Genomic DNA, 21,223 nt, shown 5'->3' with positions numbered 1-21,223 from the left:
GCTTATGCGATGGCGCGGGAGCGGCCTGCGTTGCGGCCTGAGAAGATGCAGCCACCCAAAAAGGTGCCTTCCAAAGCGTTGTAGCCGTGGTAGCCGCCACCGCCGAATCCTGCGACCTCTCCGGCTGCAAAGAGGCCGGGAACGACCTGGCCGTCGGCACCGATCATCTGACTGTCCAGATTGGTCTGCAAACCACCAAGCGTCTTGCGGGTCAGGATGTGCAGCTTGACCGCGATCAGGGGGCCGTTGTTTGGATCAAGGAACTTGTGCGGTTTGGCCGTTCGGATCAGCCGGTCGCCGCGATAGTTGCGCGCCGCATGAATGGCCATGATCTGCGCGTCCTTGCTGAACGGGTTGTCCATCTGCGCATCGCGTGCTTCGATCTGGGCGCGCAGGTGATCCTCGTTGATCAGGTCACCGCCCATCTGGTTCATGCCACGCACCAGATCGCCAAGGGTGTTGGCGACGACAAAATCCTCGCCTTTTTCCTTGAATGCCTCGACGGGGCCAGTGGCCTTCTTGCCCGACAGGATTCGTTGGCGGATGACCTCGGACCATTTCGCCGAGGTGAAATCGGGGTTCTGTTCCGAGCCGGACAGCGCGAATTCTTTCTTGATCACCTTCTGGGTCAGCACGAACCAACTGTATTCATAGCCGGTCTTCAGGATCTCTTTGAGCGTGGTCAGAGTGTCAAATCCAGGCAAGCAAGGCGGTTTCAGCCGGTTTCCCGTGGCGTCGAACCACATCGAGCTTGGCCCCGGCAGGATGCGGATGCCATGACTGGGCCAGATCGGATCCCAGTTCTTGACTCCTTCGGTGTAATGCCACATGCGGTCGCCGTTGATCACATGGCCGCCGGCCTTTTCGCTGATCGCGATCATGCGGCCGTCGACATGAAACGGCACGCCTGCGACCATCTCTTTTGGTGGTTCACCTAGCCGTTCACGCGGCCAGGATTGGCGCACCAGATCGAAATTCCCGCCGATGCCACCCGAGGTGACGATGACTGAGGGGGCATAAACCTCAAACTCCCCCACTTCGTCACGGTTGGTCTTTTTGCCGCGCTCGGCCCCGTCGTTGGACAGCACCTCGCCCGAAACACCAGTTGCCGCACCGTTTTGCATGATGATGTGGCTGGCCTGATGGCGGAACCGCAGGTCGATCAGCCCGGCGTTCGCGTGTTCGCGCACACGGCGCACGAAATGCTCGATGACGCCCGGCCCGGTGCCCCAGGTGATGTGGAACCGCGGGACAGAGTTGCCGTGACCGTTGGCATAAGACCCGCCGCGCTCGGCCCAACCCACGACCGGGAACCAGCGCAGCCCCATCTCGTGCAGCCAGGGGCGCATCTCTCCGGCGGCGAATTCCACATAGGCCTCGGCCCATTTGCGGGGCCATGCGTCCTCAGCCCGGTCGAATTGGGCGCTGCCCATCCAGTCGCGCAATGCTAGATCGGCGGTGTCGCGGATGCCCATGCGGCGCTGTTCAGGCGTGTCGACCATGAAGAGACCACCGAGGGACCAGAACGCCTGGCCGCCCAAAAACCTCTCGGGTTCTTGATCCAGCAGGATGACCTTTTTGCCTCGGTCACCCAGTTCAGCAGCGGCGGCCAACCCGGCCAGCCCCCCGCCCACAACGATTGCATCTGCGGTGTTGGTGGTCATGGATCAGGCTCCTTCAGCGGCTGCGAAACCAGAGGATGAACGGGAGAGAGACGAAATACATCGTGATCCCATAGACGGCGGCGGGCAGCGCCAGCGGGCTTAGGCCGTTGGTGGTCGCTGTGATCAACGCGGCAAGTGTGATGCCAAGGGCCGAGTTCTGGATGCCGGTTTCGATCGCGATGGTCTTGGTCTCGGTCCAGCCAAGCCCGGCGATGCGCGATAGCCCCAATCCGATCAGCAGCAGGATCACGTTGAGCGAGATCAGGCCGGCCCCCATGACGCCGAGATTGTCGATGAACAGCTGCCAGTTTCCGGCCAGTGCCGTGATCACGATCAACACAAAAAGTACGGCGGCGAGTTTGGATAGTGGCCCGTCGATGGCTATTGCCGGGCCCTTGAAATAGTGCCGGACGGTTACACCAATGGCGACGGGTAGGGTAGTGATCAGGAACATGGCAATCGCCAGGCCACTGATCGAGACCTCGGGCGCGGCTTCGCCCATGAAATGGGTCACCGACCAAGTAGCCAGCACTGGCACGGTCAGGATCGAAAGCAGGCTGATTACCGCTGTCAGCGTTACCGACAGGGCCACGTCACCCTTTGCCAGTTTGGCCAGGATATTGCTGGTCACGCCGCCCGGACAGAAGCTGAGAAGCATGAAACCCACGGCGATTTCGGCGGGAAAAGAAAAGGCCGTGACCAGAGCAAATGTTGCCATCGGCAACACGATCACCTGACTGATGGCCCCGATTGCAAAGGGAAGCCTGCGCGTCAGCACCCGCCTGAAATCCGCAACCTCAAGTCCGATCCCCAGCGAAAGCATAATGATCGCCAGTGACAGCGGCAGACCCACGTTGATCAGAAAATCCAAATTCACCACTCCCAAAGTCGACTTGGCCAGCCTAAGCGGGCGACCACACTCTGGGCAATGGGGGATGCCGCAAGGTTATCCGTATCGTTGCACGAAAAGTTTCAGCATCTTGCCGGGCTCGGTCACGTCGGCGCTGTGGCAAGCGGCGATCAGGGTTTCGGCATCTTCGGGCGGGAAATAGCCGTGGTTGCGGTAGATATTGATGCGTTGTTCAAAATCATCTGCGTCGGCTTCGGGGTGGAATTGCGTGGCATAGACGTTCTGTCCCCACCGCACCATTTGGATCGGGCAGGAGACTGAGGAGACCAGATGCACGCAGCCCTCGGGTAAGCTTTGCACTGCTTCCTTGTGGCCAACATAGGCGTCGAATACGGGCTTGAGACCTGCGGTCAGCGGGTCCTTTTCACCATCAGGTGTCAGGGTGCACAGCGACGGGCCAACCGGCTCGCCATACTGCGCCTTGGACACATCGCCGTTCAGATGCGTGGCGAGAATACCCAGGCCATAACAGCACCCTATAAAGGGGTGATCCAGCGCAGTGATCTGAGGCATCAGCGACAACGCCGCCGCCTCGACCCTTGCGTCCAGGTCCGATTTGGTGGCCGGGTCGTCGCTGACACAGCCGGGGCCACCACCGACGATGACACCGGCGTAGTCGGTGACATTCAAGTCCCCAGGCAAGTTTTCACAATCCAGTCGCACGCGGACTGTGCGCTCAGCCGACAGGCCGGTCTGCTTGAGGATCGAGGCGAACTCGGCATCCGAGGCGTCGGTTTCGGGGCGAAGCTGCAAGATCAGGAACGGTTTCATTTGGCCGACATATCCGGGGAGCGAAAGATTTGAAACGAAAAGGGGGGCAGGGATTTTGAAAATCCCTGAATAAAAGCCTTTATCAAAGGCTTTTGCCAAGAATTTTTCGTAAAATTCTTGTCCCGTCACATCGGCCAGAACACCAGGATTGCGGGGATGGACACGGCGACGATCAGCACCTCGAGCGGCAGCCCTATGCGCCAATAGTCGCCAAAGCGATAGCCGCCCGGCCCCAATATCAGCGTGTTGTTCTTGTGCCCGATAGGGGTGAGAAAAGCTGCCGAGGCCGCCACGGCGACGGCCATCAGGAAAGGGTCTGCTGAGACGCCAAGTGTGTTGGCCATCTGGATGCCCACCGGCGCGGCTACGATCGTTGTTGCCGTGTTGTTCAGCACGTCCGACAGGGTCATGGTCACGACCATCAGAACCGTCAGGATCGCCCAAGCGGGCAAGCCATTTGTCAGTGAAATCAGGCTACCCGCGATCAGTTCCGTCCCGCCCGAACTGTCCAACGCCGCCCCAAGCGGGATCATTGACCCCAGCAACACCACGACCGGCCATTCGATGTGATCGTAGATTTCAGAAATCGGCAGGATCTTGGTCAGGACATAGCCGACAACAACCAGCCCCAAAGCGATTGGCAGATAGAGCAGCCCAATCGAAGCCGCCATGACAGCTGCCGCAAATAGGCCCATTGCAAGCCAGACCTTTTCGTTGGCTGTCACGCTCAGGCCGCGTTCGGCCAGTGGCAGGCAGCTCAGCCATTCCGTAACATCCGGCCCCCGTTCGCGGGGCACCATCAACAGCAGGATGTCTCCCGCCTCAACTTCGGTCTTGCGGACCTGTTTGGTAATCCGCTTGCCTTGGCGCGAAATGCCCATCAGCACAGTGCTCTGCCGCCAGGCCAGACCGATGGATTGCGACGTCTTGTCGGTGATCCGGCTGTGCTCGGTTGCGACCACTTCGATCACTTCAAGGCCATCTCCGGCTGCCTTTAACACCTCTTGGCGACGGCTGTCCGAAAAATCGAGGTTCAGCGCGGTGCGGAATTCGTCCAGTGCCTCGGGTGCGGCTTCCAGGACAAGCGCATCACCGGCCCGCAGAATGGCGTTGGCGGCGCGGCCATAGCGTCGCTTGCCGTCGCGGATCAGGCCCAGAATAGCGATGTCCGTCTTCTCGGCCGTTTCGTCCAGTTCGGCCAGGCGTTTGCCGATGTGGGGGCTGTCCTCGGGGACCGTCAGCTCCGCGATGTATTGCGCCAGGGCCTCGGTCGGTTCTTGGTCGTCACCATGGGTCGGGATCAGCCGCCAGCCAATCAGGGCGACAAAGATCAGCCCCGCGATGGCGGCAATCCCGCCCACCGGGGCAAAGTCGAACATGGCGAACGGCTCGCCCACGGCCTCTTGCCGGATCGAGGCGATGATGATGTTGGGAGGCGTGCCGATCAGCGTGGCCATGCCGCCCAGGATGGTCGCAAAGCTCAGCGGCATCAGGCTGAGGCCCGGCGCGCGGCCCGCTTTGCGCGCGGTTTGGATGTCGACGGGCATCAGCAAGGCGAGCGCGGCGACGTTGTTCATAAAGGCGGACAGAACCGCGCCGATTCCGCCAATCAGCGCGATGTGTGATCCCAGCCCGCGCGAGGCATCAACCAGCGTGCGGGTGATCAGAAAGACTGCGCCGGATCGGACCAGGCCAGCCGAAACAACCAGCACCAGCGCCACAACGATGGTGGCGGGATGACCAAAGCCGGCAAAAGCGTCCGCGACGGGAACAACCCCCAGCACAACTCCAAGCATCAGCGCTGTGAACGCCACCAGATCGTACCTGAACCGCCCCCACAACAGGAACGCAAACACCAAGCCGAATAGCGAAAACAAAATGATCTGATCTGTCGTCATGGGCGCACACTAGCCGGTTCAACCCAAAGGTGCGACGGGGAATTCGCGCCTTACCGGGTCAGGATTTCATGACGCGAGGTCGTATAAAACCAAGATTGTCTAACTGACAAGAAACGACGAGGTCGACACAAATGGCACGCCCCAAGATGGAAACCGAACGCAAGGCGCAGATCCTGGATGCGTTGGGACGGATTGTTCTGCGCGATAGGTTGGCAAAGTTGACACTGGCCAAAGTGGGCGAAGAGGCGGGGCTGCCGCGCTCGTTGTAGCGGTACTTTGCAGGCAACAAGATCGACCTGGTGCTGTTGTTGTTTGACCGTCTGATCTAACGGGGGCGTGGTGATGGCCATGAACGCGGCCTATCCCAATTACAACGAAAAGCCCGAAACCGAGTTGCAAATGGTGTCAGCCCAGCAGGCAATTGCCAAACATGTGAGCCCGGACAGCTGATCTGCGCCCTAATCAGGGTGCCGGAAGCTTGAACCTGGCCCCCTGCTTGATTTATAGAGGCCTGCGAAACCAAATTCTTGCAGGAGCACCACATGGCCGGCCACTCAAAATGGGCAAACATCCAGCATCGTAAGGGCCGCCAGGATGCCTTGCGGTCCAAGTTGTTTTCCAAGTTGTCCAAAGAGATCACCGTGGCCGCCAAAATGGGCGATCCCGATCCTGAAAAAAACCCGCGTCTGCGTCTGGCCGTGAAAGAGGCCAAATCGCAGTCGGTGCCCAAGGACGTGATCGACCGCGCGATCAAGAAATCGCAGGCGGGCGAGGGGGATGAATACGAAGAAATCCGCTACGAGGGCTATGGCCCCAGTGGCGTAGCCGTGATTGTCGAGGCGATGACCGACAACCGCAACCGAACCGCATCGACCGTGCGTTCGACGTTTTCCAAGAACGGCGGCAATCTGGGCGAAACCGGCTCGGTTGGCTTTATGTTCGACCGCAAGGGAGAGGTTATCTACAACGCCGAAGCAGGCGATGCGGACACCGTGTTCGAGGCCGCCATCGAAGCAGGCGCCGAAGACTGCGAAAGCTCGGACGATGGGCACATCATCTATTGTGCCGACTCCGACCTGAACGACGTGTCGAGCGCGCTGGAAACGGCTTTGGGCGAATCGGACTCGACCAAATTGGTGTGGAAACCCACCACCACCACCGAGCTGGATCTGGAAGGCATGCAAAAGCTGATGAGGCTGATCGACGCCTTGGAAGACGACGATGACATCCAGCGGGTCACAGCCAACTTTGAAGCCTCGGATGAGGTCATGGAGCAGCTGTAAGTTTATCTGCTGATGTTGGTTTGCGCCTATCACGACCCGCTCGTGATGGGCGCTTTTCTTTTTTGAGTGACCGGCTGACTTAACGGCGCGCCGTAGTTGCCTCCCACCCCTTCAAAAGAGCGGCCCGTCGACCGGGATACTTGTCCCCTAAAACTTTCAACTCCTGTACGCGTTCAGTTTTGAAATGCCGGTAGTCCTGCTTGGTCTCGCACCAGCCGACCAAATACCGTGCACGGTCCAGAAACGCGATGAACAGCGGCCAGACGATGCGGTCGGTCACTTGACCTTCGCGATCCGCATAGACCAGTTGCAGCCTGTACCGCTTGCGAATGGCATGGCGGAGCAGGGCGCCGTCAAAACGTTCCTGCACTTTTGCGTGGGTCTGGATCGGTTTTGAGCTGCCGTCGAGCACGACAGGGCGCAGTTCCTTGGGGATGGCTTCAGACAGTTTTACCACCAGATCGCGGGCGGCGCGGGATAGGGAAGGATCGGCCTCAGATGCGACCCAAGCTGCGCCAAGAGCTGCGGCCTCCAACTCGTCCGCTGTTAGCATCAGGGGCGGCATATCGTAACCGTCGTCCAGGACATAGCCAACGCCTGCTTCGCCCGTGATTGGAATGCGCTGGGCGTGCAGCTCGGCCATGTCGCGATACAGGGTGCTGAGGGAAATTTCCAACTCATCAGCAAGCTCGCGTCCTGTGATCGGTGCCTTTGTGGACCGTAGGATCTGGATAATCTGGAAAAGGCGTTCCGTGCTGCGCATTTTTTGCATCCTCCTCTCACTCTACTGTCACAACGGTGAGAGCAGGACAATTCTAGGACAGGCGCAGACACAGGCAATCACGCAATTCGTCCCTACCGTACGGAGCCACACTATGATCCATTTCGAACGCAACCTGAGCGTTGATGCCACCCAGGACGAGGTCTGGACAGTTTTGGGTCGCTTTATGCAGATCGACAGCTTTGCGCCCGAAATCGTCTCGGTGGATGCGCTGATGACCGGAGACATCGGGGTTGGGTCAAAGCGCCGGAACCAATTCAAGAACGGCACCTCTTTGGTCGAGGAGGTCACGGATTGGGTGCCGCAGCACGGCTATACCGTCAAGCTGTCGGAGATGGCTGCGATGCCGCTCCATGAAGCTTCGGCAGACATTCACATCACATCTGTTGGCGGTCAGACACTTGTGATCTGGAGCTTTGATTGTCACGTCAAATACGGCCTGTTGGGCTGGCTGTTGGGGCAGACGTTGATGAAGATGATGATGGGCAAGATCATCGACGGGAACTTACGGGGACTGGCTGAACAGGTACATGCACAGCGAAGCTAAGGTTGTTCGTTCAACAGCCAATCGCGCAGCAGGATTGCACGGTCGTTGGCCGAAGCATGCGTCTTGATGTAGAAATCCAACGGTGCGCCGATGTCGTGTGTCAGTAGCGGCACCAGCGCGCCTGATTGCACCAGGGGCGCGGTCAGGGCGTTCCAGCCCAGTACAACGCCCATGTCATCCTGAGCGGCTTGCAGGGCGATGGTATAGTTGTTGACCCGCAGCCCTTCGCCAATGGGGCCATCGTAGTCTAGCGCTGTGCACCAGGTGCGCCAATCCGTCCAACGCTCGTCCGGTGCATTCAGATGGATCAGGGGAAAATGGGCTAGATCTGCTAATGTCGCAGCGGGGTGTTCGGCGGCAAAGGCAGGGCTGGCGAGTGCGGCGATCCGGTCGCGAAACAGCGGGCGGCAGTCGCCGCTGTCGCGGGTCATGTCGCCATAGTGGATGCTAAGGTTGCAACCCGCCTGCATGTGATCGGTGTCGGACACGTTCTGTGTGACCGCGATGTTGCCGTGCCGTTTCCAGAACCGCGCCAACCGGGGTGTCAGCCACAATGATGAGACTGCGGTTGTGGCTCCGATGGTCACAGCTCGCGTTTGGCTGTCTTGCCGAAGTTGCGTTACTATGTTTGAAATCTGTTCAAATCCGCGTTGAATGGCCAGTTGCAGCATCTTACCGGTCTCGGACAGCTCGACCCCGCGCTGATGGCGGTGAAACAGTTGCTGGCCCAGTTCAACCTCAATCGCTTTGACCTGATGGCTGATGGCGGCCGGGGTCACGTTCAGCTCTTGCGCGGCGGATTTGAAACTCTCGTGGCGGGCGGCGGCCTCGAAGCTGGACAAGGCGCTGAGCGGAAGAAGGTCATATGGGCGCTTTGGCATGGCTGTGCTTTCTCAAGGTGCAGGGCTTCAACATCGTTTGGGGTCATGGCTTACTTGAATTAATGCATGGTGAGTTTTTTCGCAATTGTCAGAAGGGGCAGTTCTCGTGTTTCTGACAGCACAAGAATGGAGGAACCCCATGTCCCAGACCGCCCTGGCCCAACTCGACGACAGTCTGCGCGCCACGCGCCAATCTTTTGATCGCATTCCAGTGGTCGACCTTGCCCCCTTGGTGGATGGCAGCGATCCGGCGCGCGTCGCCAAAGAAATCCGGTGGGTGCTGTCCAATGTGGGGTTCATGTACGTCAAGAACCATGGGGTTGCGGCCCGGGCCGTGGAGGTGGCTTTTGTCCAGACCCGCGCGTTCTTTGACTTGCCGCTGGATGAGAAGATGAAGCTGCACATCGGCAATTCGGGCGCTGCGATGCGTGGATACATCGAGATCTTTGGCGAGAATACCGACCCGACCAAGACCAGGGACCTGAAAGAGTGTTTTGACATCGGCCCGGAAACGCCCGGCGTCGATGTGCCGTTCTTTGGCGCAAATCAGTGGCCCGAGGCCCTGCCTGACTTTCGCGCTGCGATCCATGGCTATCACGAGGAGATGAAGCGGCTGTCTGCTATCCTGTTGCGCGGGATTGCGCAGAGCCTTGATCTGACGCCGACCTTCTTTGAAGCCAAGATGCGGGGCCCGATCAGCATCCAGCGATTGCTGCATTATCCGCCCCAAACCGGTAAGATCGACGAAAGCGTCATGGGGATCGGGGCGCATACGGACTATGGCAACCTGACCATTCTGGCACAGGATGACGTGGGTGGATTGCAAGTGATGAACCGCGACGGTGCTTGGGTGCAGGGGCCACCTATTCCGGGCACTTTTGTGATCAACATTGGCGATCTGGTGCAGCGTTTGACCAACGATATGTACCTGGCCAACCTGCATCGAGTGGTGAACACCAGCGGGCGTGAACGCTATTCGATCCCGTTCTTCATCGACGCGGATTACGACGCAGAGTTTGCACCCTTGCCGGTCTGTGTCTCAGCTGACAATCCCGCGCGCTATGAACCGGTGACCTGCGGGCGTCACAAATTCGCTCGCTTTGTCGACAGCTTTCCGCATTTGGCTGTGAAACACGGTTGAAGGGTGGCTCCCGCCCTAGCAGCGCGCCCTGACGGGCCCTTGCTCAGTTGGGCCGCGCGCCTCGCCTGCGGCGCGGCGCGCCACCGCAGAACGCATTGGAGTTCCTGGCGGTGACTTCATGGCGTAACCAAGCCTGCATCGCGTGCCTCGGAGTTGGCCAAATACCAAAGACCCGTGCTGGGCGCGTTGAACATAGTGTCCAGAAAGGTTTGGCTCACGCCCTGATCCCGAAACAGGGCGCGATCCTTGTCTTGCTCCTTCTTCAGGTCGATCTGTGGCAGGGCGTTGTCAAAGTTCAGCGCGTATTGGTGAAAGCCCAGGCGCGCGCCAGGGGCCAAGCTTCGCCTGTGACCCGCGACAAATGGTAAAGTGCAGGCCGACGAGCAATCTCCGGCGGCTTGGGTGTCAAAACGGCGCTGACGGATCAGTTTGGCAAAACCGCGCGCTTCATAGATGTGGCCACCGGGGCTGTCGAGGGTGACGCGTTGCAAGTGCGGCGCAGAGTCGGCCAGCGCCGTCGCGCGGCGGGTGAGGCCAAAGGTGATCGCCCCTTCGAACATCAGCGTGGTTCCGTCCTGGGACAGCTCCAACCGGTAGGTGGCCGCATGTTCGCGGTCCATCCGATCGGTGAAAAGCTCCTGTTCTGGCGGCGCATGTGCGTCAAGAGTCAGCCCCCACCATGTCGCAACGCCCAGCCCCGCGGCAACCAGAAGCGCCAGGTAGCCGCCCCAGACCGCCGCCATTCCCCCGTGACCGGCCACATGGGCATCGGCGCTGCGTTGGAAGCAGACGACCTGCCAGCCGAAGATCACGATATCCACCGTCAAGAGGGGGTAGAGGATCAGCGCGGGCAACGTCACGGACGCCCCGATCAGGGCCAGCGCCCCAAGGATGGCCATTCGCGGCAAGGCGACCCAGAGCCAGAAGACATGAGGCAAAGAAGCAGAGGTCGGATTGGTTCGCATGATCACAACCATGCGCGCAAACCGACGGGTGGATCAATCGCAGATGGTCAGGATCTCGTCCAAGGGCTTTTTCATTTTGGCCACTTCCGGCACTGTCGCATTTTCGGACGGGTGGCCCACGGCAATGATCATTGTGGGCTTTTCGGATGCGGGCCGGTCCAGCGCTTCGTTCAAGAACCGCATGGGGTTGGGCGTGTGGGTGAGCGTGCTCAGGCCTGCATGATGCAGAGCCGCCAGCAGAAAACCGGTGGCGATGTTGACGCTTTCGGGGACGTAGTAATTCTTGAACCGCGTCCCATCGTCGAACTGGCCCCAGCGTTGGGCAAAGACCACAATCAGCCACGGAGCCACGGTTAGATGCTCCTTGATGGCGTCTGTCCCAATCGGCTCCAGCGCCTTGATCCACTCGTCGCCGGCACCGCCTGCATAGAACCGGCGCTCTTCTTCTTCGGCTTCTTCCCGGATTCGCTGCTTCAGGGCCGGATTCTTGATCGCGACAAAGTGCCAGGGCTGGTGATTGGCCCCTGATGGCGCGGTGCCTGCGGAGCGAATGCAATCTTCAATCACGGCTTGCGAAACAGGGCGATCCGAATAATCACGCACGGTGTGGCGTTTGCGCATGACCTCGTAAAACGCTTGCGCCGCCTGGCGCATTTCGTCGTCGCTTAGGTTGACGCGGTCGGGCAAAGGCAGGGTTGTATAGGTCAGGTCTTCGCGGGCAAACATTTGGAATCCTTCATGTGTTGCGCCTTTATTGGCCGGGCTCAATCGGGGATCAACCCTTTGGTTGAGGCCTGTTTGACAGCTTTTGTAACCGGTTCGAGCGCGGGCCCCATGATGCGGCTGACCTGCCATGCCAGCGGCACATCCAGCGGTGTTTTGGGGATCAGCGGCGTCAGCCGCCCGTTGCGGATAGGTCCGCGTACCAACTGCGCAGGATTCATGCCCCAGCCCATCCCGTGGCGAGCCGCGTCCACAAAGGCTTGCGTGGATGGCAGAAAATGCGTGGGTGGAGAGATGCGGGCGTCAAAATTTTCCTGCAGCCACGCCCGTTGCAATCTGTCTTTTGCGTTGAATGTCAGGCAAGGCGCAACAGACAATGCCTTGGGGGTAACGCCATCGGGGAACCAACGCTCGACAAAGGTCGGACTGGCTGTCGCGATATAGCGCAGTGCCCCAAGCGAGGTCATGTCGCAGCCCGTCACCGGCTTGGTGAATGCGGTGATCGCGGCGCTGACCTCGCCCCGCCGCAACCAGTCGTCGGAATGATCCTGATCGTCGATCACCAGATCGAACAGTACATCCGGGACAGCCGCCATGGCGTTGACAAACCAGGTGGCCAGGCTGTCGGCGTTAACGGCAATACGCAGGCGGGCCGGGCCCGGTGCGGCCTCAAGCGACAGTTCGCGGCTGACTTGTGCCTCTAGCAGGCCCACATCCTCGGCGTGTTTGGCCAATCTGATCCCGGCGCTGGTGCCGGTGCAGGGCGTGCCACGGTTGATAAGCGATGCGCCGATGCGGTCTTCCAACGCTTTAATTCGTTGCGAAATGGCGGATGGCGTGACCGCCAGATCGGCGGCGGCGGCCTCGAAGCTCCCTCGGCTAAGGATGGCGGACAGGGCGGCAAGGTGCTGCGGATCGAATTGCATTAGTTGTGCTTATCTGGGCTAATTATCTTTAACTAGACTACGCAAGTAACAGGTTCTAGTCAAACCGGGTACCTTGCAACAGGATCTTTCATGCTGACATCTTTTGTCCCCGGATTTGCCCTTGGTTTCAGCCTGATATTGGCGATCGGCGCGCAGAATGCCTTTGTTCTGCGTCAAGGCGTGCGGCGAGAGCATGTCTTTGCCGTTTGTTTGACCTGTGCCGTGTCCGATGCCCTGCTGATTGCGGCGGGCGTCTATGGCATGGGATCTCTGGCCAACGCTGTGCCCTGGTTCGAACCGGCGATGCGTTATGGTGGGGCGCTGTTCTTACTGTGCTACGGCGCCATGAGTTTTCGCTCGGCTTGGCGCGGTGGCTCCAGCATGAAAACGCAGGGCGAGCGCGTGAACGGACTGACCGCGACGCTCGCCACAGTGCTGGCCTTCACCTGGCTTAACCCGCATGTCTATCTTGATACGGTTGTGCTGGTGGGGTCGATTTCCGCCCAATATGATGATCGGGTGAGCTTTGCCTTGGGGGCTATGCTGGCGAGCTTTGTGTTCTTCTTTTCACTGGGCTATGGCGCGCGCGCTGTGGGACCGCTTTTTGCCCGACCGCGGGCGTGGCGGGTTCTGGATGCTGGAATTGGGGTCGTAATGTGGGGAATTGCCCTAAAACTTGTTGCAATGTGATGGGTTGCCCCGATGCCTGATTGGGTGTTCAAGGGGCACATGAGCGAAAGCAGCGCAGCCACCACGACAAACACGACCGCTGGCATACTTTGGATGTTGGCGGCAGGGTTGTCTTTTGTGGTCATGACGGCACTGGTGAAGTCGATGGGGGCAACAATGCACCCCACGCAATCGGCCTTTCTGCGTTATCTGCTGGGGCTGGTGTTCTTTGTGCCCGCGCTTGGCACGTTGATCCGTACGCGATTGACGGCGCGCCAGTGGGGCCTGTTCAGCCTGCGGGGCGCAATCCATAGCGTTGCAGTCATGCTGTGGTTCTTTGCCATGACGCAAATCCCCTTGGCCGAGGTCACGGCGATGAACTACCTTACGCCGGTCTATGTCACCATCGGGGCGGCGCTGTTTCTGGGCGAGACGATGGCGGCGCGTCGGATCACCGCGATCATCGTGGCCCTGATCGGAGCGATGATTATTCTACGTCCGGGCTTTCGCGAAATCAGTCCGGGCCACCTGGCCATGTTAGGCACGACGCTGGGCATGGGCGTGTCTTATCTGATGGTCAAAATGCTGGTCGAAGAGATCAGCCCCGTGGTTGTCGTCGCGATGATGTCGATTTTCGTCACAATCGGCATTGCGCCCTTTGCCATTACAGTCTGGGTGACACCCACATTGCCGCAACTCGCCATTCTCTTTGCGGTCGCCTCTTTTGCGACGGGTGGCCACTATTTCATGACGCTGGCAATGCAGGCGGCGCCGGTGGCCGTGACGCAGCCAGTGACATTTCTGCAATTGATCTGGGCCACGCTGCTGGGCGTTTTGATTTTTGATGAAGGCGTAGACATGTGGGTTGTTTTCGGCGGCACATTGATCCTGGCCGCCATCAGCTTCATCACCTGGCGCGAGGCGGTGTTGAAGCGCCGTGAAATCACACCGAACCCCAACTCACCCAAGCTCTGATGGTTGTCAGCACAGGGGGCATGCTCCTAGGGTGACGGCATGAGTTTGCGCGCATTCACCTTGAGCCTTGGATTGATGGCAGCGGGCCCTGCTGTTGCAGGATTGGCAGTTTGCAATGACACTACGGAACTGCACTCTGTCGCCATTGGGTATAAATCTGGTGAAGGATGGCTGTCGCAGGGGTGGTGGAACATTGAACCCGACCAATGTGTCACGGTTTTGGCCGGGGATCTGGTCAACCGATACTACTACCTGATGGCCAAGGCTGACGAGTGGTCGTTTGATCACGAGGGGATCGGTTTCTGCATTCTGGCGGATGTATTTGACATTGCGGGCGATCAGGATTGCAGCGGACGAGGGTACGGGCAAGGTCAGTTCCTGGAACTTGATACCGGCAAGACCGAAAAAGACCACGTCACCTACCTGGCCACTGTCTCTCGCCCGACAGCCCCCCGCGAACCGGCCTATGTTCCCCCCGGTAAACATGGTGAGCCCTACAGCGCGGCAGGAAATTTCCAGTCCTGCAAGACCGATAGGGGGCAGCAGGTTTGCAGCATTTTTGCTGATGGCGTTCAGATCTTCTTTCGACAGGATGGCCGCGAGGGAGAAGAAGCCTTTGCCTTTGTCGAGCGATTTCGCCCAGGTAGCCCGGTTATTGTGCATGGGGATCTAGAGGCGATCCATGACAGCACCGCCGATCTGGTGCCCTACAAGCTTTTTGCACGTGGATGGGAGGACGCGGATGATCTGTTGCAAGACATGCAAGGCCAATGGCAATCACGCGATGATGCCGCTGCTGGCTTGACGCTGACCGGTTCGCTGCTTGATCTGACTTACGATACTCAGGTGGTAGACAGCGCCTCGATCCGTGTTAGCGCCACATGCAATGATTTCTCCGAAGGTGGGCCTTATCTGACCGTGCGGTTTGGGGGCGAACCAGAGGCCACTTGTTACGGCGACGTAAAGATCGACGGGCCATTCCTGAACATGATCCATCTGCCGCGCGGAAATGAGCTGCGATATCTGCGTGTAGACTGATCCGTGGGTTCTTGATTGACGAGTCAATAAAAAGAGCCTAGCGTTTCCTTCAGCCTTTGTCGGAGACGCATGAATGCCCAAAGTTGGAATGGAGCCTATTCGCCGGGATGCCATCGTGCGCGCCACGATTGCCGAGCTTGGTGCCACCAAATCGCTGGACGTCACCGTCAGCCAGATCGCCAAGCGTGCGGGCATGTCCAGCGCGCTTGCACATCACTATTTTGGCGGCAAGGATCAGATCTTTCTGGCCGCCATGCGACGCATCCTGACGGATTTCGGCGCCGAAGCACGGAGCGAGCTGAAAGCAGCGCCGCGCCACGATAGGGCACAGGCCATCATCCGTGCCTGTTTTGCCCCATCCTGCTTTACGCCGGATGTGATTGCGGCCTGGATGACATTCTATGTGCTGGCCCAAACCAACGATGATGCGCTGCGCCTGTGGCAGATCTATCAGGCGCGCATTCGTTCGAACCTGGTCGATGCCTTGCGCCCTTTGCTGACTGACCCGATTGAGGGTGCGGAGAACATGATCGCCCTGATTGACGGTCTTTACATCCGCGCTGCGCTCAGCGCCCCGGAAAAGCCGGAACTGGCCGTCACCCACGCCCTGCGCGTTCTGAATACCTTGATCGAGAGCGGAAAATGACAAACCCCAACATCCTGATCCTGATGGTGGATCAGCTTAACGGAACCCTCTTTCCTGACGGTCCCGCTGAGTGGCTGCATGCGCCGAACCTGAAAAAGCTGGCCGAACGCTCGACCCGTTTTACCAACGCGTACACCGCATCGCCGTTATGTGCGCCGGGCCGTGCGTCGTTTATGTCTGGCCAACTGCCCTCGCGCACTGGCGTCTATGACAACGCGGCCGAGTTCCGTTCGGACATCCCAACTTATGCCCACCACCTGCGCCGTGCGGGGTACTACACCTGCCTTTCGGGCAAGATGCATTTTGTCGGGCCAGATCAGATGCATGGGTTCGAAGACCGACTGACCACCGACATCTACCCGGCTGATTTCGGCTGGACGCCCGATTATCGCAAACCCGGCGAGCGGATCGACTGGTGGTACCACAATATGGGCTCTGTCACCGGGGCAGGGGTCGCCGAGATTTCTAACCAGATGGAATACGACGACGAGGTTGCCTACAACGCCACCGCCAAGCTTTATGATCTGGCGCGCGCTAACGATGAGCGCCCGTGGTGCGTGACTGTCAGTTTTACCCACCCGCATGACCCCTACGTGGCACGCAAGAAATACTGGGACCTCTACGAGGATTGCGAGCATCTGCTGCCCGAAATTCCGGCGATGGACCACAACGATCACGACGCCCACGCGAAACGGATTTTTGACGCGAACGACTGGCGCAGCTTTGATATCACGGAAGAGAACATCAAACGTTCGCGTCAGGCGTATTTCGCCAACATCTCGTATTTGGATGACAAGATCGGCGAGATCCTCGAGGTTCTGGAAACCACCCGGCAAGAGGCGATTATCATGTTCGTCTCGGACCACGGCGACATGCTGGGCGAGCGCGGGTTGTGGTTCAAGATGAGCTTTTACGAAGGCTCGGCGCGCGTGCCGCTGATGATCTCGTCACCCGACATGCCTGCGGGTAAGATCGACACGCCGGTGTCGACCATCGACGTGACGCCGACCTTGGGCGCGCTTGCGGGCGTGGACATGGCCGAGATCGCGCCGTGGACCGATGGCATTAACCTTGTGCCACTGGCGCAGGGGACCGAGCGGACTGAACCTGTGGCGATCGAATACGCGGCCGAGGCGTCTTATGCGCCGCTGGTGTCACTGCGCTATGGCCCGTGGAAATACAACCGTTGCGCGCTGGATCCTGATCAGCTGTTCAACCTCGACACCGATCCGCATGAGCTGACCAACCTGGCAGACGATCCGGCCCATGCGGGCACGCTGGCCACGATCAAGGCCAAGTCCGAGGCCCGTTGGGATCTGGACAGTTTCGACGCGGATGTGCGCGCCAGTCAGGCCCGCCGTTGGGTGGTGTACGAGGCGCTGCGGCAGGGTGGCTATTATCCGTGGGATTACCAGCCGCTGCAAAAAGCATCCGAGCGCTACATGCGCAATCATATGAATCTGGACAATCTGGAGGACAGCCAACGCTTCCCGCGTGGCGAATAGCCCCTTCACCTTTTTGAAAATACTCCCGCCGGAGGCATGGAATATTTGACGTCCGTATTGCGGGCGACCCCGGCGGGTTTGGCAGGAGCCTGAGATATGGAAGCAGATTTTGTCATCGTAGGGGCCGGATCCGCCGGCTGCGCCATGGCCTATCGCCTAAGCGAAGCCGGGGCTTCGGTGCTGGTGATTGAACATGGCGGCACCGATGTGGGACCGTTCATCCAAATGCCCGCAGCGCTGAGCTATCCGATGAACATGGCACGCTACGACTGGGGCTATCAGTCCGAGCCCGAACCGCATCTGGATGGCCGCCAACTGGCTTGTCCGCGCGGCAAGGTGATCGGTGGGTCGTCCTCGATCAACGGCATGGTTTATGTGCGCGGCCACGCGATGGATTTCGACCATTGGTCCGAGATGGGCGCCGATGGCTGGTCTTATGCCGACGTGCTGCCCTACTACAAACGGATGGAAACCTGGCACGATGGCGGCCATGGCGGCGATCCCACGTGGCGCGGCACCGATGGCCCGCTGCATGTGACACGCGGCCCGCGCGCAAATCCGCTGTTCAAGGCCTTTGTCGATGCTGGTCAGCAGGCCGGATACGAAGTCACCAGCGACTATAACGGTGAGAAGCAAGAGGGCTTTGGTCCGATGGAGCAGACGGTTTACAAGGGCCGCCGTTGGTCCGCTGCCAACGCCTATCTGCGGCCTGCTTTGAAACGCCCGAATTGTGATCTGGTCAAGGGGCTGGCCGCCCGTGTGGTGATGGAAGAGGGGCGTGCAACCGGCGTTGAAGTCGTCCGGGGCGGTAAGTCAGAAATCATCCGCGCGCGGCGCGAAGTGGTATTGGCGGCCTCGTCCATCAACTCGCCCAAGCTGCTGATGCTGTCGGGCATCGGAGCGGGCGCGCATCTGGCCGAGCATGGCATTGACGTGGTTGCGGATCGCCCCGGTGTGGGCGCGAACCTGCAGGACCATCTGGAGCTTTACATCCAGCAGGCCGCGACCCAACCGATCACGCTCTACAAGCATTGGAACCTGATCTCGAAAGGGGCCATCGGGGCGCAATGGCTGTTCACCAAGACCGGCTTGGGGGCTTCGAACCAGTTTGAAAGCGCGGCCTTCATCCGGTCGCAAGCAGGTGTACAATACCCCGATATCCAGTACCATTTCCTGCCGATGGCGGTGCGCTATGACGGGCAGGCTGCGGCTGAGGGACACGGCTTCCAGGCCCACGTTGGCCCGATGCGGTCCAAATCGCGCGGCGCGGTCACGCTGAGATCAAATCGGGCCGAGGATGCGCCCAAGATCCTGTTCAACTATATGAGTCATGAACAAGACTGGGCAGAGTTCCGCACCTGTATCCGCCTGACCCGTGAGATATTCGGACAAGAGGCATTCGAACCCTTCGCAGGGCACGAGATCCAGCCGGGCGATGCGCTGCAAAGCGATGAGGAGTTGAACGGGTTCATCAAGGAACACGTTGAGAGCGCCTATCACCCCTGCGGCACCTGCCGGATGGGACGTGCAGATGATGCAAACGCCGTGGTCGACCCCGAGGGGCGGGTGATTGGTGTGGATGGTCTGCGCGTCGCGGACAGCTCGATCTTTCCGCGCATTACCAACGGCAACCTCAACGCGCCATCGATCTTGGTGGGCGAGAAAATGTCGGATCACCTGTTGGGGCGCGAGGCGCTGGCGCGGGCCAATGATGCACCGTGGATCAACCCGAACTGGGAAACCGCACAAAGGTGACAGCGGGCGTTAACCTTTCTTAACAGCACGTGTTGAATGCGCCCTTTCGGGGGCGCATATCAGAGACATGTTAAGAATTTGTTTTGCTTTTGTTCTGGCCTTTGTGCCGGTGGTTGGCTTTGCTGACCTGTCCGGCCCTGCTCGTGTCATTGATGCCGACACCTGGGATGTTGGCGGCACCCGCGTGCGTTTGCACGGTATCGACGCACCCGAACTGGATCAGACTTGTACTCGGGTTTCGGGGCAAGGGTGGGAATGTGGTGCTTGGGCGACGCAGCAAGTGCGTAACCTCTATGGCGGGCAAGCAGCTCAGTGTACTTCGGTAACTCAGGACCGGTACGGGCGCACCGTCGCGCGTTGCTCGGTTCAGGGTAATGATGTGGGCCAGGCAATAGTGTCGTACGGGCTGGCCTTTGCTTTCCGTAAATATTCAACAGACTATGTTGGAGCAGAAATTCGCGCCAAATCGGCGGCAGTCGGGTTGCATGCAGCGCGCATCGCCCTCCCGTGGGATCACCGCGCGGCAAAGCAAACGTCAGACAAACCAGCGAACTGTGCAATAAAAGGCAACATTTCAGCCAAAGGTGAGCGGATTTTTCACCGCCCCGGCCAGTCGTACTATGCGCGGACGCGGATAAGCATGGCAAAGGGCGAACGGTGGTTCTGCTCGGCGGATGAGGCGCGCAGGGAAGGCTGGCGTGCGGCCAAAAATTAGTCGCCAAAAGATGGGTTTTCCCCGCGCATTTGATCCGGGTCAATGTGGGTTTGGACCGCGTTGATGTAGGCTCTGCTCGAACCGAAAAAAAGGAGCGAACAGATGTCTCACACCCCGCACGAACTGGCCGAAGAATTTCCCGATAAGGTCGACGCGATGAGCGCGCTGAAACAGTCGGACGCACATTTCGCCCGGCTGGCGGATGAGTATCACGAGATCAACCGCGCCGTGCACCGTGCCGAGACTAATGTGGAGCCGGTGGAGGAACTGGCCGAGGTGGACATGCGCAAAAAACGCGCTGCTCTGAAAGACGAGATCTGGGGTATCCTGTCCAAGGCGTAAGAGCTGACTGAGAAAATCAAAAGGGGCGCTTAAACCAGGGTCCCATAGATAAATGTTGAAAGAGGCCGAAGGATCGGCCTCTTTTCCGGCCTTGTTCGAATCAACCGATGCCACGGAAGAGGCGTTGAAGTTTTGTGCGGCGAATACCCATTCAGAGCCCGTCCTGTAGATGCTGCTAAAGGCATGAATCGCTGCAAGGTACAGACAGAAGATTTTGTAAAGTTGAACCCACCGGAATCCCGGCCGGACCCAACTGACCTTTTTCAGTCACTTATTAAGTGTACAGCCCATGAATGTGTTGACCCGACAAGTACCGTACGTGCCGACGTTGCCAATTTTGGAACTCTGTATCGCCGACATGCGCAGAATTGACCGAACTGCCTAGGCCGTGTTGCCAAAAAGGGTTCACATCAGGCTTTGAGTATAATTCAAGCTGGTATCTGCGATGGAGACCAGCTTGGCACGACTCTTGATGTCGGATGAGGAGTGGGCGATCTTTGAACAGTTCGTTCTTTCCGTTCGCGCCCCAAATGGACGCAAACCCACCAACCACCGCCTTGTTCTTGATGGCGTTTTCTGGATAGCACGTACCGGCGCGCCGTGGCGGGACCTTCCTGAAGAGTTCCGGAAATGGTCGAGTGCCTATCGGCAGGTCCGGCGTTGGACACTCGTCGGCTTCTGGGAACAGATCCTGGAGGCGCTGACCGAGAGCAGGATCGTTCCTGACGCCTTGCAAATGGTCGACAGCACCGTGGTTCGCGCGCATCATCCGCTGCACGGCAGGGCATTGCGTCAGCAATGTTCCAAGAGGGAGGCCGCGGGCGCCAAAGGGGGGCTTCACGACCAAGATCCATCTCCGGGTGAATGCCGCCGGTCTGCCGGTGCGACCTGAAACCACGCCCGGCCAGACGTTCGATCATCTCGGTTTCGTCGACATCACGTCAATCCGCCGATGGTTCCGCCATTTGTCAACGGGACCTAGAATTCGGCCAGGCATTGTGGAATGTATCATCAATGATGATCGCGATCTTGTCGGGGGCAATCTCGTACAGTTCCGCGGCGTTTGGATGAGCCCCGTATTATTACGC

Annotated in this window: 21 protein-coding genes and 1 pseudogene; 13 read left to right on the top strand and 9 right to left on the bottom strand. The window is 59.2% G+C overall.

Annotation, left to right across the window (positions count from 1 at the left end; genetic code table 11):
- Window positions 1–2: 2 nt before the first annotated feature.
- From G6R15_RS01600 to G6R15_RS01585, 4 genes are all read right to left on the bottom strand, one after another.
- A complete protein-coding gene (locus G6R15_RS01600; protein WP_164658039.1) occupies window positions 3–1,664 on the bottom strand; it encodes an FAD-binding dehydrogenase in 1,662 nt (553 codons plus the stop codon).
- 13 nt (window positions 1,665–1,677) lie between these two features.
- Window positions 1,678–2,541 carry a bile acid:sodium symporter family protein gene (locus tag G6R15_RS01595; protein WP_240336641.1) on the bottom strand — a complete coding sequence of 288 codons (864 nt, stop codon included), beginning with the start codon at window positions 2,539–2,541 and terminating at the stop codon, window positions 1,678–1,680.
- A gap of 69 nt (window positions 2,542–2,610) precedes the next feature.
- Entirely contained in the window at window positions 2,611–3,345 is a 735-nt protein-coding gene (locus tag G6R15_RS01590) for a glutamine amidotransferase (RefSeq protein WP_164658037.1), read from the bottom strand.
- Between the two features lie 125 nt (window positions 3,346–3,470).
- Entirely contained in the window at window positions 3,471–5,243 is a 1,773-nt protein-coding gene (locus G6R15_RS01585) for an SLC13 family permease (protein WP_164658036.1), read from the bottom strand.
- 131 nt (window positions 5,244–5,374) lie between these two features.
- On the opposite strand from G6R15_RS01585, the gene G6R15_RS01580 reads away from it, so the two are divergent.
- Both G6R15_RS01580 and G6R15_RS01575 read left to right on the top strand, forming a co-directional pair.
- Window positions 5,375–5,512 carry a hypothetical protein gene (locus tag G6R15_RS01580; protein ID WP_164658035.1) on the top strand — a complete coding sequence of 46 codons (138 nt, stop codon included), beginning with the start codon at window positions 5,375–5,377 and terminating at the stop codon, window positions 5,510–5,512.
- A gap of 273 nt (window positions 5,513–5,785) precedes the next feature.
- Window positions 5,786–6,526 carry a YebC/PmpR family DNA-binding transcriptional regulator gene (locus tag G6R15_RS01575; protein ID WP_164658034.1) on the top strand — a complete coding sequence of 247 codons (741 nt, stop codon included), beginning with the start codon at window positions 5,786–5,788 and terminating at the stop codon, window positions 6,524–6,526.
- Between the two features lie 79 nt (window positions 6,527–6,605).
- Here the strand turns inward: G6R15_RS01575 and G6R15_RS01570 are convergent, their stop codons facing one another.
- Window positions 6,606–7,289, bottom strand: coding sequence for a YafY family protein (locus tag G6R15_RS01570; protein ID WP_164658033.1), 684 nt, complete (start codon window positions 7,287–7,289; stop codon window positions 6,606–6,608).
- A gap of 112 nt (window positions 7,290–7,401) precedes the next feature.
- Between G6R15_RS01570 and G6R15_RS01565 the strand changes: the two genes are divergently transcribed.
- The gene (locus G6R15_RS01565; protein WP_164658032.1) at window positions 7,402–7,854 is read left to right on the top strand and encodes an SRPBCC family protein; all 453 of its coding nucleotides are present in this window, start codon (window positions 7,402–7,404) and stop codon (window positions 7,852–7,854) included.
- On the opposite strand, the gene G6R15_RS01560 is transcribed toward G6R15_RS01565, so the two are convergent.
- Entirely contained in the window at window positions 7,851–8,735 is an 885-nt protein-coding gene (locus G6R15_RS01560; RefSeq protein ID WP_164658031.1) for a LysR substrate-binding domain-containing protein, read from the bottom strand. The two genes, G6R15_RS01565 and G6R15_RS01560, sit on opposite strands and share 4 nt — an antisense overlap.
- Before the next feature lie 139 nt (window positions 8,736–8,874).
- Between G6R15_RS01560 and G6R15_RS01555 the strand changes: the two genes are divergently transcribed.
- Window positions 8,875–9,876 (top strand): isopenicillin N synthase family oxygenase, encoded by a 1,002-nt coding sequence (locus tag G6R15_RS01555; RefSeq protein WP_164658030.1) that lies wholly within the window; start codon window positions 8,875–8,877, stop codon window positions 9,874–9,876.
- Window positions 9,877–9,992: 116 nt separating this feature from the next.
- Here G6R15_RS01555 and G6R15_RS01550 read toward each other — a convergent pair whose 3' ends face one another.
- Genes G6R15_RS01550 through G6R15_RS01540 form a run of 3 tightly spaced genes read right to left on the bottom strand, consistent with a single transcriptional unit; the run spans window position 9,993 to window position 12,490 of the window.
- Window positions 9,993–10,841, bottom strand: a complete 849-nt coding sequence (locus G6R15_RS01550) for a hypothetical protein (protein ID WP_164658029.1) — start codon at window positions 10,839–10,841, stop codon at window positions 9,993–9,995.
- Between the two features lie 33 nt (window positions 10,842–10,874).
- On the bottom strand, window positions 10,875–11,567 hold the full coding sequence (locus G6R15_RS01545) for a nitroreductase family protein (protein ID WP_164658028.1): 693 nt from the start codon (window positions 11,565–11,567) through the stop codon (window positions 10,875–10,877).
- Between the two features lie 38 nt (window positions 11,568–11,605).
- Window positions 11,606–12,490 (bottom strand): LysR family transcriptional regulator ArgP, encoded by an 885-nt coding sequence (locus G6R15_RS01540; protein ID WP_164658027.1) that lies wholly within the window; start codon window positions 12,488–12,490, stop codon window positions 11,606–11,608.
- A gap of 90 nt (window positions 12,491–12,580) precedes the next feature.
- Between G6R15_RS01540 and G6R15_RS01535 the strand changes: the two genes are divergently transcribed.
- From G6R15_RS01535 to G6R15_RS01495, 9 genes and pseudogenes are all read left to right on the top strand, one after another.
- Entirely contained in the window at window positions 12,581–13,180 is a 600-nt protein-coding gene (locus tag G6R15_RS01535; RefSeq protein WP_164658026.1) for a LysE/ArgO family amino acid transporter, read from the top strand.
- 39 nt (window positions 13,181–13,219) lie between these two features.
- Entirely contained in the window at window positions 13,220–14,134 is a 915-nt protein-coding gene (locus G6R15_RS01530; RefSeq protein WP_240336640.1) for a DMT family transporter, read from the top strand.
- A gap of 39 nt (window positions 14,135–14,173) precedes the next feature.
- A complete protein-coding gene (locus G6R15_RS01525) occupies window positions 14,174–15,172 on the top strand; it encodes a DUF1036 domain-containing protein (protein ID WP_164658025.1) in 999 nt (332 codons plus the stop codon).
- A gap of 73 nt (window positions 15,173–15,245) precedes the next feature.
- Entirely contained in the window at window positions 15,246–15,818 is a 573-nt protein-coding gene (betI, locus tag G6R15_RS01520) for a transcriptional regulator BetI (protein ID WP_164658024.1), read from the top strand.
- A complete protein-coding gene (gene betC / locus G6R15_RS01515) occupies window positions 15,815–17,323 on the top strand; it encodes a choline-sulfatase (RefSeq protein ID WP_164658023.1) in 1,509 nt (502 codons plus the stop codon). Before betI ends, betC begins: the two co-directional genes overlap by 4 nt.
- A gap of 96 nt (window positions 17,324–17,419) precedes the next feature.
- Window positions 17,420–19,078, top strand: a complete 1,659-nt coding sequence (gene betA, locus G6R15_RS01510; protein ID WP_164658022.1) for a choline dehydrogenase — start codon at window positions 17,420–17,422, stop codon at window positions 19,076–19,078.
- Between the two features lie 67 nt (window positions 19,079–19,145).
- A complete protein-coding gene (locus tag G6R15_RS01505; RefSeq protein ID WP_164658021.1) occupies window positions 19,146–19,793 on the top strand; it encodes a thermonuclease family protein in 648 nt (215 codons plus the stop codon).
- Between the two features lie 102 nt (window positions 19,794–19,895).
- Window positions 19,896–20,135: a YdcH family protein gene (locus tag G6R15_RS01500; RefSeq protein WP_164658020.1), complete on the top strand. Its 240-nt coding sequence runs from the start codon at window positions 19,896–19,898 to the stop codon at window positions 20,133–20,135.
- A gap of 445 nt (window positions 20,136–20,580) precedes the next feature.
- Window positions 20,581–21,064: pseudogene (locus tag G6R15_RS01495) on the top strand (IS5 family transposase); the annotation flags it as partial.
- Window positions 21,065–21,223 lie beyond the last annotated feature (159 nt).

This window comes from Tropicibacter sp. Alg240-R139 (assembly GCF_900537075.1).
Lineage (GTDB): Bacteria > Pseudomonadota > Alphaproteobacteria > Rhodobacterales > Rhodobacteraceae > Falsiruegeria.
The sequence above is the reverse complement of the archived record's forward strand: the minus strand, read 5'-3'. Positions and strand labels throughout refer to the sequence as shown.

Excerpts from the sequence above, each read along its gene's own strand:
- betI (WP_164658024.1), top strand. The coding sequence starts at position 15,246 with ATGCCCAAAGTTGGAATGGAGCCTATTCGCCGGGATGCCATCGTGCGC.
- G6R15_RS01590 (WP_164658037.1), bottom strand. The coding sequence starts at position 3,345 with ATGAAACCGTTCCTGATCTTGCAGCTTCGCCCCGAAACCGACGCCTCG.
- G6R15_RS01505 (WP_164658021.1), top strand. The coding sequence starts at position 19,146 with ATGTTAAGAATTTGTTTTGCTTTTGTTCTGGCCTTTGTGCCGGTGGTT.
- G6R15_RS01500 (WP_164658020.1), top strand. The coding sequence starts at position 19,896 with ATGTCTCACACCCCGCACGAACTGGCCGAAGAATTTCCCGATAAGGTC.
- G6R15_RS01565 (WP_164658032.1), top strand. The coding sequence starts at position 7,402 with ATGATCCATTTCGAACGCAACCTGAGCGTTGATGCCACCCAGGACGAG.
- G6R15_RS01550 (WP_164658029.1), bottom strand. The coding sequence starts at position 10,841 with ATGCGAACCAATCCGACCTCTGCTTCTTTGCCTCATGTCTTCTGGCTC.
- G6R15_RS01535 (WP_164658026.1), top strand. The coding sequence starts at position 12,581 with ATGCTGACATCTTTTGTCCCCGGATTTGCCCTTGGTTTCAGCCTGATA.
- G6R15_RS01585 (WP_164658036.1), bottom strand. The coding sequence starts at position 5,243 with ATGACGACAGATCAGATCATTTTGTTTTCGCTATTCGGCTTGGTGTTT.
- G6R15_RS01600 (WP_164658039.1), bottom strand. The coding sequence starts at position 1,664 with ATGACCACCAACACCGCAGATGCAATCGTTGTGGGCGGGGGGCTGGCC.
- G6R15_RS01555 (WP_164658030.1), top strand. The coding sequence starts at position 8,875 with ATGTCCCAGACCGCCCTGGCCCAACTCGACGACAGTCTGCGCGCCACG.
- G6R15_RS01545 (WP_164658028.1), bottom strand. The coding sequence starts at position 11,567 with ATGTTTGCCCGCGAAGACCTGACCTATACAACCCTGCCTTTGCCCGAC.
- betA (WP_164658022.1), top strand. The coding sequence starts at position 17,420 with ATGGAAGCAGATTTTGTCATCGTAGGGGCCGGATCCGCCGGCTGCGCC.
- betC (WP_164658023.1), top strand. The coding sequence starts at position 15,815 with ATGACAAACCCCAACATCCTGATCCTGATGGTGGATCAGCTTAACGGA.
- G6R15_RS01530 (WP_240336640.1), top strand. The coding sequence starts at position 13,220 with ATGAGCGAAAGCAGCGCAGCCACCACGACAAACACGACCGCTGGCATA.
- G6R15_RS01560 (WP_164658031.1), bottom strand. The coding sequence starts at position 8,735 with ATGCCAAAGCGCCCATATGACCTTCTTCCGCTCAGCGCCTTGTCCAGC.
- G6R15_RS01540 (WP_164658027.1), bottom strand. The coding sequence starts at position 12,490 with ATGCAATTCGATCCGCAGCACCTTGCCGCCCTGTCCGCCATCCTTAGC.
- G6R15_RS01580 (WP_164658035.1), top strand. The coding sequence starts at position 5,375 with ATGGCACGCCCCAAGATGGAAACCGAACGCAAGGCGCAGATCCTGGAT.
- G6R15_RS01575 (WP_164658034.1), top strand. The coding sequence starts at position 5,786 with ATGGCCGGCCACTCAAAATGGGCAAACATCCAGCATCGTAAGGGCCGC.
- G6R15_RS01570 (WP_164658033.1), bottom strand. The coding sequence starts at position 7,289 with ATGCGCAGCACGGAACGCCTTTTCCAGATTATCCAGATCCTACGGTCC.
- G6R15_RS01525 (WP_164658025.1), top strand. The coding sequence starts at position 14,174 with ATGAGTTTGCGCGCATTCACCTTGAGCCTTGGATTGATGGCAGCGGGC.